Source organism: Streptomyces sp. NPDC055400 (assembly GCF_053644375.1).
Window position 1 is genome coordinate 1 of the sequence record NZ_JBSHLM010000009.1, and the last position, 15205, is coordinate 15205.

Sequence of the window (15205 nt, forward strand, 5' to 3'; positions counted from 1 at the left end):
TTCTACTCAACACTCACCAACTCCTTCATCGACACAACGGAGTTGGACGGCGACTACTGGTACCGCAACCTCAGCAACCCCGTCCTCTTCGAACCAGCCGTCCGCGCCCTCCTCGATGCGGAGCACTCAGTCTTCGTCGAGGTCAGCCCCCACCCCGTCCTCACCACCGCACTCCAGGACACCGCCGACACCACCCACACCAACGCCCTCATCACCGGCACCCTCCGCCGCAACCAAGGCACCCTCCACCGCTTCCACCTCTCCCTCGCCCACCTCCACACCCACGGCATCCCCGTCGACTGGACACCGGCCCTGCCCACCACGGCCCCGCGGGCCACCGAGCTGCCGACCTACCCGTTCCAGCACCGGCGCTACTGGCTGGAGGGGCCCGCCGCCCACAGCGACGCGGGAAGCCTCGGGGTGGACCCCGCCGACCATCCGTTCCTGGCCGCGTCGACCACGCTCGCCCAGGGCGAGACGCTGCTGCTCACGGGCCGCATCTCGCTGCGCACCCACCCCTGGCTCGCCGACCACGCCGTGAGCGGTACTCCGCTGCTCCCGGCCACCGCCCAACTGGAGCTGGCGCTCCAGGCGGGAAGGCACGTCGGCGCCGGCGCGGTGGACGAACTGACGCTGGAAGCACCGCTGTTCGTGCCGGAGCGCGGTGGTGTGCGGATCCAGGTATCGGTCGAGGCGCCGGACGACGAAGGACGGCGACAGCTGGCCGTACACGCGCGGCCCGACGTGCCGGCGGACGATGTGCTGGGCGACGCACCAGGCTGGACCCGTCATGCCACCGGCGTCCTCGCCCCGGCGGACGCCACTCCCCCCACAGCCGGAGAGGACGGCGGAGAGGTCTGGCCGCCGGACGGGGCCACCCCACTCGACACCGACGGGCTGTATGGAGAACTCGCCGCGCTGGGGTACGAGTACGGCCCCGCCTTCCGCAATCTGACCGCCGCCTGGCGGTCGGGCGACACCGTGTACGGCGAGGTGTCGCTCGCACCCGAACTGCATGCGGAGGCGGCCCGGTTCGTGCTGCATCCGGCACTCCTCGACTCGGCCCTCCACACCCTGGGGCTGGGTGACTTCCTCGGCGAGGGCATCCGGCTGCCGTTCTCCTGGTCGGGGGCCACACTGCGGGCCACGGGAGCCACGGCCCTGCGGGTGACGGTCTCCCCCGGGGACGGGGGCCGGGACACGGTCCGGGTCTCGGTCGCCGATCCCACGGGCGCACCTGTGGTGACCGTGGAAACGCTCACCCTGCGGCCGGTCGCCCCCGGTCAGCTGCCCACCGCGCCCGGTTCCTCCGCCGCCGACTCGCTCTACGCCCTGGAGTGGACGGAGCTCGGCGAGCCGGCGCCGTCCACGGAAGCCACGGCCACATTCGAAGTGCTGGACGCCACCGCTCCGTTCGAGGGTGCGGCGCCGGTCGCGGCCGGTGCGGCCGTGGAGTGGCTGCTCGGCCGGCTGCGGGACCATGTGGCCGACGAGGAACAACCGGAGGCACGTCTCGTCGTGCTCACCCGCCGGGCCGTGGCGGCCCGGCCCGGTGATCCGGTCGATCTGGCGGCCGCCCCGCTGTGGGGACTGGTGCGATCGGCCGCCACGGAGAATCCCGGCCGCATCACCCTGGTGGACCTCGACGGCGAGCAGTCCTCCCAGGACATGCTGGCGGTGGCCGTCGCCACCGACGAGCCGCAGTTCGCGCTGCGCGACGGCCGGATTCTGGTGCCCAGGCTGCGCCGGACGGAAGCCGGAACCGTGACCGTCGTACCGCCCGAGGGGGCGGCCGGCTGGCGCCTGGAGACCTCCGGCGGATCACCCGACGATCTGCGTGCCGCCGTCCATCCCGCCGCCGAGGCACCGCTGTCCGAGGGCCAGGTGCGGATCGAGGTGCGCGCCGCCGGGCTCAACTTCCGCGATGTGCTGACCGCTCTCGGCATGGTGCCGGTCGGCGCTCCGCTCGGTACCGAGGCGGCGGGCACGGTGGTCGAGACCGGGCCCGGGGTCGACGGCCTCGAAGTCGGCGACCGGGTGTTCGGCCTGGTGCCGGGCGCGGTGGGGCCGCTGGCCGTCGCCGACCGGCGGCTGATCGCCCGTATCCCGCAGGGCTGGTCGTACGCGGAGGCGGCGGGCGTGCCCGCCGTGTTCACCACCGCCTACTACGGACTGGTCGAGCTGGCCGGGCTGCGCCGGGGCGAGCGGGTACTGATCCACTCCGGGGCAGGCGGCGTCGGCATGGCGGCGTTTCAGGTGGCCCGCCACATCGGGGCCGAGGTCTTCGCCACGGCGAGCCCGGCGAAGTGGGGCGCGCTGCGTGCGCTCGGTCTCGACGCGGAGCACATCGCTTCGTCCCGTACGACCGGGTTCGAGCAGCAGGTGCTGGACGTGACCGGCCGTACGGGCACCACGCCCGCGCCGGGGGTCGATGTGGTCCTCAACTCGCTGACCGGGGAGTTCATCGACGCCTCGCTGCGGCTGCTGTCCGCCGGCGGGCGGTTCGTCGAGATGGGGATCGCGGACCTGCGGGACCCGGAGGAGATCGCGGCGGTCCGGCCCGGTGTCGCGTACCAGCCGTTCGAGCTGCTGGACATGGATCCGGACCGGGTCGCGGACGTACTGGCGCGCGTCCTCGCCCTGTTCGAGCAGGGTGAGCTGTCTCCGCTGCCGGTCACCACCTGGGACGTGAGCAGGGCGCCGGACGCCTTCCGGCACTTCGGGCAGGCCCGTCAGGTGGGCAAGGTCGTGCTGACGCTGCCCCCGCGCACCGCGCCGGAGGGGACGGTCCTGATCACCGGCGGCACCGGCACGCTGGGGTCCGCCCTGGCGCGGCATCTGGTGACCGAACACGGCGTGCGCCACCTGCTGCTCACCGGCCGCCGAGGCCCCGATGCCCCGGGGGCGGCCGAACTCCGCGCCGAACTGGCGGAGCTGGGCGCCACGGTACGGATCGCCGCCTGCGATGCCGCCGACCGGGACGCACTCGCCGGGCTGCTAGCCTCCGTACCGGCCGGGCATCCGCTCACGGGTGTGGTGCACGCGGCAGGGGTGCTGGACGACGGGGTGCTCGCCTCGCTGACCCCGGAGAAGGTCCGTGCGGTGCTGAGGCCCAAGGCGGACGCGGCCTGGAATCTGCACGAGCTGAGCCGCGACCTGGACCTGTCCCTCTTCGTGCTGTTCTCCTCCGCCTCCGGGCTCCTCGGTGGCGCGGGGCAGGGCAACTACGCGGCGGCCAATGTGTTCCTGGACGCGCTGGCCGGCCACCGGCGGGCGCACGGCCTGCCCGCGGTGTCTCTGGCCTGGGGCATGTGGGAGGCGGCCAGCGGCATGACCGGGCATCTGGCCGGGGCCGACCGGGCCCGGATCGCCCGGGGCGGGCTCGTCCCGATGTCGGTGCCCGAGGGCATGGCGTTGTTCGACGCCGCATTGGCCGACGGCCGCCCGCTGCTCGTACCGGCGCCCCTCGACGCCGCGGGGCTGCGGGCGCTCGCCGAATCCGGTCCCGGGACCGGTGGGGTGCCCGCCGTACTGCGGTCGCTGGTACGGGCACCCGCCGTGCGCCGGGCGGCGAGCGGGGTACGCGCACCCGACTCGTCGACGGCCGACCGGCTCTCAGCATTGCGCGGCCCCGAGCGTACGCAGGCGCTGCTCACGCTGGTGCGCGAGCAGGTAGCGGCCGTGCTGGGCCATCTGACGGCCGACGACATCACCGCCGACCGGGCGTTCAAGGAGATCGGCTTCGACTCGCTGACGGCGGTCGAGCTGCGCAACCGGATCTCGGCGGCCACCGGGCTGCGGCTGCCCACCACCACGGTGTTCGACTTCCCGACACCCACCGCGCTCGCGGAGCGGCTGTCCGTGCTCCTGGCGCCGGACGAGCGGACGGACTCCGCCGAGCTGGAACGGCTGCTGGAGTCCGTCACGGTGGACAGCGAGGGGTTCCACGAGCTCAGGGAGCGGCTGCGGGCGGCGCTGTGGCGGTGGGACGAACAGGCCGCCGATCCCGCCGCCGGGGCCGGACAGACACCGGACGGCGATCTGGACACAGCGACGGACGAGGAACTGTTCCGCGCGCTCGACGAGGAACTGGGTGCGTCGTGACAGGCCATTTCAGCGTACGAGAGGGCGATGGCGATGAGTAACGAGGACAAGCTCCGCGACTACCTGAAACGGACCACGGCCGACCTCCGGCAGGCCCGGCGCAGGATCAAGGAGCTGGAGGACAAGGAGCACGAGCCGATCGCGATCGTGGCGATGGGCTGCCGGTTCCCGGGCGGCGCCGATTCGCCGGAGGCACTGTGGCGGCTGGTGGCCGAGGAGACGGACGCGGTGTCCGGCTTCCCCGAGGACCGGGGCTGGGATCCGGAGCGGCTGTACGACCCCGATCCGGACCGCAGCGGCACCACGTACACCCGCGAGGGCGGGTTCCTGGAGGGTGCGGGAGAGTTCGACGCGCCCTTCTTCGGAATGGGTCCGAGGGAGGCCGTCGCGACCGACCCTCAGCACCGGCAGCTTCTAGAGGTCGCCTGGGAGACCCTGGAGCGGGCCGGGATCGCCCCGGGTTCCCTGCGCGGCAGCCGTACGGGGGTCTTCGCCGGGGTGGTGTCGCAGGCGTACGTGCCGCCGCCGGACCAGGTGCCCGACGGGTTCGAGGGGCATCTGATGACGGGCAACGCGACGAGTGTCGCCTCGGGCCGGATCGCCTACCACCTCGGCCTGGAGGGCCCGGCCGTCACGCTCGACACCGCGTGCTCGTCCTCGCTCGTGGCGATGCATCTGGCGGCCCAGTCGCTGCGGCACGGTGAGAGCGATCTGGCGTTGGCGGGCGGTGTCACCGTGATGGCCACCCCGCTGCTCCTGGTGGAGTTCAGCCGGCAGCGCGGGCTGGCCCCCGACGCCCGCTGCAAGGCCTTCGACGCGGGGGCCGACGGCACCGGGTTCGCGGAGGGTGTCGGCCTCGTCCTTCTGGAGCGGCTGTCCGACGCGCGCCGCAACGGCCGCCGGATCCTCGCGGTGCTGCGCGGTTCGGCGGTCAACCAGGACGGTGCGAGCAATGGCCTCACCGCCCCCAACGGCCCGACGCAGGTCCGGGTCATCCAGCAGGCGCTGGCCTCCGCCCGGCTCGCCCCGCAGCAGGTGGACGCGGTGGAGGCGCACGGCACTGGTACCCGGCTCGGCGACCCGATCGAGGCGCAGGCACTGCTCGCCGCCTACGGCCAGGGGCGCCCGGAGGGTGAGCCGCTGCTGCTGGGGTCCCTCAAGTCGAACATCGGTCACACCCAGGCCGCTGCCGGGGTGGCCGGGGTCATCAAGATGGTGCAGGCGATGCGCCATGGGGTGCTGCCGCGCACCCTGCACGTGACGGAGCCGACCCCGCACGTCGACTGGGCCTCCGGCTCCGTGGAACTGCTCACCGAGGCCGTCGAGTGGCCCGATCGGGGCCGGCCGCGCCGGGCCGGAGTGTCGTCCTTCGGGATCAGCGGCACCAACGCGCACGTCATCCTGGAACAGGCCGACGCCGGGGACGGCCCGGAGGACGAGGGCCCCGCGACGGGGGACGGAGACCTGGCGGACGGGCCGCGGGCCGCCCTCCTGCCGGAGCCCCCGGCTCCCTGGCCGCTGTCGGCCCGTACGGAATCGGCGCTGCGCGCCCAGGCCGGCCGCCTGCACGCCCACCTGGTCACGATGCCCGGTCTGCGGGCGCACGACGTGGGCCGGACGCTGGCCCTGGGACGTACGGCGTTCCGTCATCGTGCGGTGGTCCTGCCGGGCGACCGCGGCGAGCAGCTGGCGGCCCTGGCCGCGCTGGCGTCGGGCGGCAAGCCGGCCAGGGCGGTGTACGGCGGTGCGGCCGCGCCCCCTTCCACCGCGTACCTCTTCACCGGGCAGGGCAGCCAACGGCCGCGTATGGGAGCCGAGCTGTACGAGTTCCGACCGGTCTTCGCCAAGGCGCTCGACGAGGTGTGCGAGGCATTCGAACCGGTCCTGGCGCGACCGCTGAAGAGCCTGCTGTTCGCCGCGGAGGGGAGTCCGGAGGCGGCGCTGCTCGAGCGCACGGAGTACGCCCAGCCCGCGCTGTTCGCCATCGAGACCGCGCTGTTCCGCCTGCTGCAGCAGTCGCTTCCGGCGCCGGGCCAGGTCGCCGGGCACTCGATCGGCGGACTCGCCGCCGTTCACGCGGCGGGCGCGCTGTCGCTGGAGGACGCCTGCACCCTGGTCGCCGCGCGGGGCCGGCTGATGCAGGCCATGCCCGGCGGGGGCGCGATGGTGGCGTGCGAGGCCTCGGAGGAGGAGCTGCGCGGGGCTCTTGCCGGGTACGAGGGACGGGTGGGTGTGGCCGCGGTCAACAGCCCGCTGTCGACGGTCGTCTCGGGTGACGCGGACGCTGTGGCGGAGGTCGCCGACGTGTTCCGGGAGCGGGGCCGCAGGACTCGCCGGCTCCGGGTGAGCCACGCCTTCCACTCCCACCACATGGACGGTGCGCTGGACGAGGTGCGTGCGGTGGTGGCGCGGCTGCGCTTCCACGAGCCGCTGATCCCCGTCGTCTCCGATCTGACCGGGCGCCGTACCGGGCTCGACGAACTGCGGCAGCCCGACTACTGGGCGCACCAGCTGCGTGTACCGGTGCGATTCGGCGACGCGGTGGTCACGCTGGCCGAGGCCGGGGCGACCGCGTTCGTGGAGGTGGGCCCCGATGCGGTGCTCACCCCCCTGGTGACGGCCTGCCTGACCGGGACAGCACCCCTCGTCGTCCCTTCGCAGGTGCGCGACCGCCGGGGCGAGGAGACGTTCGCGGTTGCGCTCTCCACACTCCACGCCGCGGGCGGCGAGGTGCGCTGGGAGAGCTGGTACGCGGAACAGGCGGCGCCGCCGGCCGAGTTGCCCACCTATCCGTTCGAGCACACTCACCACTGGTGGCCGGCCCCGGCAGGCACCGAGCCGGAGGCTCCGCCCGCGCCGGATCCGGCCGAAGCGGCGACTCCTCGGCCCCCGGGGGACGGTGGTTCGCTGCTGGACCTCGTACGCCTCCATGCGGCAGACGTCCTCGGTCACGACTCCCCGGAGTCGATCGCGGCGGAGGACAACTTCCTGGACATAGGGTTCTCGTCGTTCACCGCGCTGGAGGTCCGCAACCGGCTCTGTGAGGCGACCGGTCTGCTGCTGCCGCCCGTGCTGCTCTTCGACCACCCGACGCCATCGGCCGTTGCCGGATTCATCCGGGACGAACTGGCCGCCGCGTAGACAGCGCGCGACGACAAGAGCCGGGGCCCTGCGGACAGGGCTCCGGCTCTTGTCGTCGTACGGCGCATGTCACCAGGTGACCGGCAGCCGGAACACCCCCTGGACGGAGCCGCCCGGCTTGACGCCCAGGGCGTCGAGAGGCTCGCTCAGCCTCAACGTCGGTATCCGGGTGGCGAGTTCATGAAGGGCGATCTCCAGTTCGGCCCGGGCGAGGTTCTGGCCGATGCACTGGTGAACGCCGTAGCCGAAGGCGAGGTGGTGCCGGGTGCCGCGCCGGACGTCGAGGGTGTCGGGGTCGGTGAAGACCTGCGGTGAGCGGTTGGCCGCCGCGTTCGGCAGATAGACGCCGTCGCCCTCATTCACCACGACTCCGCCTATCTCGATGTCGGCGGCCGCCACCCGCTGCAGCTCGTCGGCGACCGAGAGGAACCTCAGCAGCTCCTCGACCGCCCCGGGCGCGGCACCCGGATCGGCACGCAACTCGGCGAGCTGCTCCGGGTGTTCGAGCAGCGTGAGCACACTGAGCCCAATCATGTTGGCCGTCGTCTCATGGCCGGCGACCAGCAGGAACATCGCGATGGAGGCCAGTTCGAGCCGCTCCAGCTCACCGGTGGCGAGCCGGTCGACGATCAGTTCGTCGAGCAGCCCCACACCCGGCTTCGCCTCCTTGGCCGCGATGAGTTCACCGAAGTAGCCGACCAGGGCCGCGCTGGCGTCGGACGCCTCCTGCGCCGTGCTGGTCGCCTGCACCATCCGGCTCGTCTGCTGCTCGAAGAAGTCGTGGTCGGAGTAGGGAACGCCGAGGAGCTCACAGATGACGGTGGAGGGTACCGGCAGCGCGAATTCGGGAACGAGGTCAGCGGTGGTTCTCCCGTCGGCGAGCAGGGCGTCGATCTTCTCCCCGACGATGCGCCGGATGGCGGGCCGCAGCGAGTTGACGCGCTTCACCGTGAAGCTGGGAATCAGCATGCGGCGCTGGATGTCGTGCTCCGGCGGGTCCATCCCCACCAGCGCGGTCAGCTTGGCGGCCGCCATGCGCGGGACGAGCACCGGGAAGTCGGGGCGGGTCCGGTCGGAGGAGAGCCGGGGGTCGACGAGCAACTGACGGGTCTCCGCGTAGCCGGTGACCACCCAGGCCACCCGGCCGTCGTACAGGCGGACGCGCGCGAGCGGCCCCTCCTTCCGCAGCTCCTCGTACCCGGCCGGCGGGTGGTAGGGGCAGCCGCGCGTCATCGGGAATTCCGGCAGTCGTACGGTCTCGGTCGTAGCGGTGTCACTGCTCATGCGGCCCCCAGGCACTCGGTCACAGCCGGCACTCCGGCGTGAACCGGCATTGTCCGAAAGGCCGGTTAAGGAGTTCTAAACCCGCCTGCCAGGCATGCGCCACCGGCCCTCGCGGAGTCCGGGCCGTACGCCGTCCGCGTCGGCACACCGCGCGGCGCGAGCCGAGCCCTTCGGAGACCCTCTGCAGCCTGCGCCGGTCGGCGGCCGACCCCGCGTATCAGGTGGCGTTCGGTGACGGTGGCCTCGGTGCCGGGGACCGTCATACGGACCATGTTCCGCGCCGCGGCGTACGGCGTTGCGGAGGTCGGTGGAGGTTCCCCGTGCAGGCACCATGAGGACGGCCATTTTACGGTGGATGAAGTAGTTGCGAGCGGCGACAAGGTGCACGCCGGGTCACACCACTACAGCGGAAGCCCCACCCCGAAACCAGCAATTCACCTGGGACTCCCAGCAGTTCACCTCCAAGGCCGACAGGGCAAGGACAGCGGCAGCGGCAGCGGCAGCGGCAGCGGCAGCGGCGAGGAAACACGTCCAAGAAGAACATCGATACCGCCTCCTCCGCCGCCGACCTGCGGCCTTCCGCCCTTGGCGCAACCACCTCACCCACCCCCTCGGCCATGCTCAACTCCCCATGAGCCGGGACGGGTTGTGGTCCGCGTACGTGTCGGAGCCGGGCCGCGACGACTGGTGGCCCCGCGGCACCCCCGACCTCGATCCGGTCGGCGCCCTGACTGGCCTCGGCGCTTCGCCGGAGCGCTGACGGGTATGCACGTATGTGGCGCGACGGGCAAGACGGCGCGACCGGCAACGAGCGCGGTCTGTGTCACCCGATGTGCCACTACACTGCGCCGTGGCACCACAGGACGTACACAGCAACTGGCCGAAAGCGAACGGGGAGCAGCATGGCTACGGGGGGTTGGGGGCCGGGAAACGGCCCGGGTCAGCCTGGCGGCAACGGACCGGGAGGCCAGGGCGGCTGGGGCGCTCCCTACGGACCACCGCAGGGCGGCCCGTACGGTCCGCCACCACCGAATCCGGGCCCGTACCCGAACCAGCCTCCGTACCCGAACCCGTTCCCCTACGGCCCCCAGCCCACGAGGCCCGCCGCCCGGCGCCGCCGCGGCTGCCTGTCGTTCGGCTCTCCCTTCGGGCTCGTCGGCGCGATACTGCGCTCCGCGCACCGCGTCGCCACCAGGCTCTTCGCGCAGGGCGACGGCCGGATCCAGGACCGTACCGTGGACCGCGTCCAGCTGGCCCGCACGGTGCTCGGTGCCGCCGCCACCATCGCTCTGATCCTCGCCTACAACGTGGATCCGAACCGCTGGGAGGACGCGGCGTACGGCGGTGCCGCCCAACTCATCCTCGCCCCGTTCGTGCTGATCGTCGCCGCGCCCCTGGTCATCATCGGATTCATCTACTACGCGCCCCCGCACCTGCGGCCGCATCTGCGCTCCCGGCTGCGCGCTCCGCTCAAGGCGGTCGGCTGGTACGTGCTGACGTTGGTCGTGATCGGCGGAATCCTCGTCCCGACGGCCCTGATCGCCAACGCCGACGACGGGAAGGACTGGTGGGAGTACGTACTGGCCGTCGCCTCGCTGATCGTGATCGTGTGGGGCTTTCCGTTCTTCTTCATGGCGTCGCTGTACTCGGCTCGCAGCGCCTTCAACACCGCCCAGGTCCACCCGATGCTGCCGCCCGTGCTCACCATGACGCTGGTGTGGGTGTTCGCGGCCTTGAGCCTGACCGACGGCATGCCAGGGGGCCCGCCCATCGTCCAGTTCTGCTCCATGCTGGGCGGGCCGCTGTCGGTGACCGCTGTCTCGCTGTGGGAACTGCGGCGGATGAGGACCCGTTTCGGCGTCACTTTGCGCGCCTGATCCGGCTTCGGCGGGCCCCACTTCCAGGTGAAGCGCGGACCTTCGGTGAAGGGGGCGTGAGGGTTCGCCGATGTTCCGCGGGGTGTCCTCTCCGCCCGTCGCCTGGAGGTCTACGACAAAATCATCGAGCGGGTCGCGGTCACCGGCATGCCCGAGACCTACCGGGCCTTGCATGCCCTGCGCGATACCGGGCTCGCCCTTGATACCGCCCCGTAGACCGTCGACATGATCGCCAAAAGCCTTCCGCACATCTGGGCCTGTGACATCCGCCCCGCGCTCGGCGAGCTGCCCGAGCATTGTCAACTCGCCGCACGCGTGGATGAGTTCGGCCGTTGTGGGAGCTGGCCGAGGGTCTGGACGCGCTCGTGCGCAGCTATGCCATGCACCCGCGCTGAGTGATCATCTCTAACGGCGTCGCGCCGTCGGGACCCGCAGCACCCTGCAACCGCTGGCTCAACCAGTCAGGGACCGACGCCGTGCTTGAGGAGGCCTCTCGCGCCAACGCGTTGTTCGATGCCCACCGTGATGGCCTGAGTTCGGCTACCGCTTCCTGGCCGATGAAGCTCGGTACGCGGGGGCTGTCATGGCCGACCGGACCGCGTGGCGGATCTGCCGGGACAACCGCAGGTGGAGCGTGTGAGGCAAGAAGCGCGGCAGGATCAAGAAGGCCGGCTCGCCGGTGCACGACGACCTGGTCCGCCCCGACTTCACCGCTGCCGGCCCCGACCGGCTGTGGCTCGCCGACATCACCGAACACGTCATGGACTAAGGGAAGTTGTACTTGTGCGCGGTCAAGGAAGTCTTCAGTAAGTGGATCGTCGGCTACTCCATCGACGCGCGGATGCGGTCCAGCCCGGCCGTCACGGCCCTGAACAATGCTGTTGCCCGGCACGAGGACGTTGCCGGGTGCATTCTGCACAGCGATCGCGCATCGCAGTTCCGGTCGCGGATGTCCGGGCGCTCGACCGCCACCGGATCGCCGGATCCATAGGGAGGGTTGGGGTGGCAGGCGACCATGGAGTCCTTCATCAGCCTGCTGCGGAAGAACGTCCTCGACCGCCGTTCCTGGGGCCACCCGCCAGGAACGGCGGATCGCGATCGAGACCTGGATCGAACGGACCTACCACCGACGACGACGCCGCTGCAGCCGACAAACCTCGCTCGGCCGGCTGACCCCCGTCGAATACCAAGAGCCGGCGAGACAAACTCACCGACGACAAAGTCCAGCAGCTCGCGGACCTCGGGCTGACCTAGGCGGCTGATGGAAGGGACGCGTATTGACCGCTGACAGCTCTGAAGAGCAGCGGGTACAGGCGGCCGCACGGTGGCACGGCCTGAGGTAGATAACCACCCCGTTCCTGCCATGCCTCCCTCTCCTTCCGTCGTGCCCCGGTTCGCCGTGACGGCCGTCGTGCCCATGCCGCCCCGGCAGACCTGTCGGCCCGGTAGGGCCAGGGGGGCCGGAGGGGCCGGAGGGGCCAGGCGGGCCGGGCAGACCCTGCCGGATGCTGTTCCCCTGGAGGGCGATGCGCCGTGCTTGGAGTTCGTCGAGCTGCTGCTGGTGGGCGACGAGCACAACTGCTTGCGCGACGAGCATGACGGTCAGCGCTGCGCCGAGTACAAGGCGGCGTTGCGGGCTACGCCACGCCTCTTTCATACTTCCCACATCATTCCTCACGTTATGCGATGACAAGGAGCAAAAGACAAGGGCCCGGCAAAGGCGGACCTCTACGTCGAGCGTCCTTCCCGGGGCGACCGGACACTCCACTTCTGCGGATCACTGCAGGGAGGGGCTGAAGCTCGCCACAGGCGCAGCGCAGGCCGGTGTGCGGACCCATGTTCACCTGCTTCGTGCGCACCTTCGGCGCACGGAAAGCCCAAGATGTGTCACGGGCTGCGGCGTCTGCTTTCAGGCCACAACCGCTATGAATGCGACGGACCGGGAACAGCCCCCGACGGCCGGCTGACGATCCCGTGCCGTGCCACCGGTGCCTCCGGCACTCTCGGCAGCGCTGCACACCGGCCGGGCGCTGCCTACAACTCCGACTGCACTATCCGGCCCAACGCAAGGGCGGAATACCCTCCAGTGCACGCCGGAGGAGCTGGGCAGTGCGGCCGAGGGGCTAGCTTGGAGCCGGCGCCGGCGGAACGACAGCATCCTTCCCGTCCTTCCCGCTCGCGCCGTCCTTCCCGTTTGTACCGTCCTTGCCGTCCTTACCGTCCGTGCCGTCAACGCCTGCCGGGCCGATAGGGCCACCGGGACCCGTGGGACCGGGGGGACCGGACGGCCCTGAAGGGCCAGGCTCAACGTTCGCCTTGACATCGACGGGCTGCATCCGCAGGTCGTCGATCTGCATTTGCTGGGCGACGAGCAGAGCTGACTGTGCGGCGAGCGCGACGGTCAGCACCGCGCCGAGCACGAGGGGGCGCCGCGGACTACGCAGCACTTCGATCACGCTTCTCACATCAATCCTCACGCTATGTGACGGCGAAAGTGTAAAGGACGCGAGAGTGGCGGGGGTGGACCTGCGCGTCGAGTGTTTTTACTCGGGCCGCTATCGGGGCCTGCCCGGTGACCGGCGCGGCGTCCCAGCCGTGCGTTTCATCGAAGAGTGGCAAGCCCCTCCGCACCGGGGGGCTGCGCAATGGCCTGCTCGACGGAGTCGTGGAACGAGTAAATGTGACGCAGACCGCCGAGAAGGAAGACATGCAGGAGCCACTCATCGGAGCAGGCAATCCGCAGCGACCCGTGACGCGCCTTGATGCGTTTGGTGGCGGCGACAATCATGCCGAGCCCCATGGAGTCCAGGAAGGGGGTCCTGCACAGATCGAGAACAAAGTGACGATGGCCCTCGGCGAGCCTCCGGATCACTGCGGCCAGCACGAGGGGAGCGAAGACGATGTCGATCTCTTCGTCGGCTTCGACGACCGTCCAGCCGTTCGTCACGTGGCAATCGACTGACTCATTCGGTCCTGCGACGCCCTGATCACACACGTCCCTGCTCCTTGCACCCTTGACCGGTTTGTCCCACTTTCCATGAGACGGGCCATGACTGTGGATTCGCAAGGACTCAGTTTTCAGATGGTGAGCGAGAGTCTGCACGACACCCGCTCCGCTGTGGCGAGCAGCGTCGACACCGCACCTTCGAGACGGTCGGTGCGGTTGGCGCGCAGGGAGATGCCAAGCGCGCCAAGGGTTTCGCCCTGACGGATGGGCACTGCGACGCATGCGGTGCCCAGGGCGTACTCCTCGATGTCGGTGACGGCAGGCCCATGGGGCTCGGCGTCGAGACGCCGTATCAGTTCGGCACGGTGAGTGATGGTGCGAGGGGTGAGATCATTCAGCGTGTGGCGGGACAGGTAGTCGGCGCGGGCATCGCCGTCCAGCTCGCGCAGAACGCACTTGCCGAGCGCCGTGGCGTGCCCTGCGTCTTCGAAGCCGACCCACAGATCGACACGGGGCGCCTTCGGCCCGTCCACGATCTCCGCGACCCGGATCTCGCCGTCCTCGTAGAAGGTCAGATAGGCCGCGGCCGACAGGCCGTCCCGCAGCTCGGTGAGCGTCGGACGGACCCTGCTGAGCGCTACCTGATCGCGGCCTCCTTCATGCAGCGCACCCAGCCTCTCCCCCAGGACGAACGTGCTGTCGTCGAGTTTGCGCACGTAGCCCTCGTGCACCATCGTGCGCAGCAAGTGGTACGTCGTGGCCAAAGCCAGACCAGTCTCGCGCGCGAGCTGCTTGGCCGGCACGCCACCTTCGTGCGCACCCACAGCCTCCATCAACCGGAAGGCTCGCTGCACCGACGCAATGAGCGTGGGGCCCTCCTTGCCACCCATGCCTCCACAGTGCTCCATGCAGACAAATCAGGGCAAGTCAGGAGGCCGCTTCCCGCGCGCTCAGCGCGAAAGCGGCAGGGGGCGGCGGCGCGGAGCGCGGTTACGGGCGCCGAGCGGCCGAGACCATCCGGTGGCACCCGCAGTGTGTGAGGCCAGCGACACGGTCGCCGCGTGCCCGCACCCCACTGCCGTGCCCTGGCACGGGTGCCGAGTGGTGCGGTCGGCACCCGCCACTGCGACGGTGCGCCTGACCGCCGAATCGGTCCGGCAGGCCGAGCCATTCGCAGGGGCGACCGAGCGGAGACAGCAGGACCGGCCGGGGGCCTCTCGCGTGCCAGAAAAGCCACGGAGGCCGGCCACCGGCCGGTGTCTGTGCTCGGAACTACCGGAACTACATCGTCGGGTCGATGTCCTGCTTGCCCGTACCGCCGATGTGCTCGCTCTGCTCCTTGAGCTGGCGGGCCTTGTCCTTCAGACGCTGACGCTCCTGCGGGTCAGTGGCACGTTCCGCGGCCTGTTCCAGGTCCTGAACCTTCGCACGCATCTGCTGGACACGACCGGACTCACCTGCAGCGCTCATGATCACTCCTTGGGTGATGAGGAAGAGCGGGCCACATCAGCGAAACAGGACCCGCCACCCCCTGCATCCCGAACAGTCACCCACCGCTATCAACCCAGCTCAAAGCCCCCGCAGAACGACAGCACAGCCCGGGAATGCCAACCAGCCACCTGAAAGTGCCGTGCGTGGCCCCTGCGGCCTGCAACAAAGGCCGCCGACGTCGGCAGGATCGCGGAATTTGTGTCATGGGCCCGACGGCGACACGCAACCTTCGTTCTGTCTGAGGCGCGTTCCCCTGCTACAGGTCAGGCCGCTTCTTCAGCCACCGGAAGGTGCCGCACCCCGGGTCGCGACCTCGCGTCCAACCCGATGTCGATCCACAGGTCTTGAGCACTGCTCAGCT

Annotated in this window: 10 protein-coding genes and 2 pseudogenes; 7 read left to right on the forward strand and 5 right to left on the reverse strand. The window is 70.8% G+C overall.

Annotated elements, in window-relative coordinates:
• On the forward strand, positions 1–4104 hold a 4104-nt coding region (locus ACWIGU_RS23530; RefSeq protein ID WP_454403672.1), incomplete at its 5' end, for an SDR family NAD(P)-dependent oxidoreductase.
• 33 nt (positions 4105–4137) lie between these two features.
• Entirely contained in the window at positions 4138–7245 is a 3108-nt protein-coding gene (locus tag ACWIGU_RS23535; RefSeq protein WP_454403673.1) for a type I polyketide synthase, read from the forward strand.
• A 69-nt stretch (positions 7246–7314) separates the two neighbouring features.
• Here the strand turns inward: ACWIGU_RS23535 and ACWIGU_RS23540 are convergent, their stop codons facing one another.
• Positions 7315–8529, reverse strand: a complete 1215-nt coding sequence (locus tag ACWIGU_RS23540) for a cytochrome P450 (RefSeq protein ID WP_454403674.1) — start codon at positions 8527–8529, stop codon at positions 7315–7317.
• A gap of 574 nt (positions 8530–9103) precedes the next feature.
• Between ACWIGU_RS23540 and ACWIGU_RS23545 the strand changes: the two are divergent.
• The 5 genes and pseudogenes from ACWIGU_RS23545 to ACWIGU_RS23565 form a co-directional block, all read left to right on the forward strand.
• Positions 9104–9289: pseudogene (locus tag ACWIGU_RS23545) on the forward strand (hypothetical protein); the annotation flags it as partial.
• A 142-nt stretch (positions 9290–9431) separates the two neighbouring features.
• Entirely contained in the window at positions 9432–10406 is a 975-nt protein-coding gene (locus tag ACWIGU_RS23550) for a hypothetical protein (protein WP_356284179.1), read from the forward strand.
• A gap of 84 nt (positions 10407–10490) precedes the next feature.
• Positions 10491–10795: pseudogene (locus ACWIGU_RS23555) on the forward strand (DNA polymerase III subunit alpha); the annotation flags it as partial.
• A 392-nt stretch (positions 10796–11187) separates the two neighbouring features.
• Positions 11188–11397: a hypothetical protein gene (locus tag ACWIGU_RS23560; protein WP_454403675.1), complete on the forward strand. Its 210-nt coding sequence runs from the start codon at positions 11188–11190 to the stop codon at positions 11395–11397.
• A 546-nt stretch (positions 11398–11943) separates the two neighbouring features.
• Entirely contained in the window at positions 11944–12096 is a 153-nt protein-coding gene (locus ACWIGU_RS23565) for a hypothetical protein (RefSeq protein ID WP_454403676.1), read from the forward strand.
• 433 nt (positions 12097–12529) lie between these two features.
• Here the strand turns inward: ACWIGU_RS23565 and ACWIGU_RS23570 are convergent, their stop codons facing one another.
• The 4 genes from ACWIGU_RS23570 to ACWIGU_RS23585 all read right to left on the reverse strand — a co-directional run bounded on the left by ACWIGU_RS23570 (position 12530) and on the right by ACWIGU_RS23585 (position 14823).
• Positions 12530–12862: a hypothetical protein gene (locus tag ACWIGU_RS23570; protein ID WP_454403677.1), complete on the reverse strand. Its 333-nt coding sequence runs from the start codon at positions 12860–12862 to the stop codon at positions 12530–12532.
• A 146-nt stretch (positions 12863–13008) separates the two neighbouring features.
• A complete protein-coding gene (locus tag ACWIGU_RS23575; protein WP_454403678.1) occupies positions 13009–13353 on the reverse strand; it encodes an STAS domain-containing protein in 345 nt (114 codons plus the stop codon).
• 131 nt (positions 13354–13484) lie between these two features.
• On the reverse strand, positions 13485–14243 hold the full coding sequence (locus ACWIGU_RS23580; RefSeq protein ID WP_454403679.1) for an IclR family transcriptional regulator: 759 nt from the start codon (positions 14241–14243) through the stop codon (positions 13485–13487).
• Between the two features lie 391 nt (positions 14244–14634).
• Entirely contained in the window at positions 14635–14823 is a 189-nt protein-coding gene (locus ACWIGU_RS23585) for a DUF6381 family protein (protein ID WP_454403680.1), read from the reverse strand.
• Positions 14824–15205 lie beyond the last annotated feature (382 nt).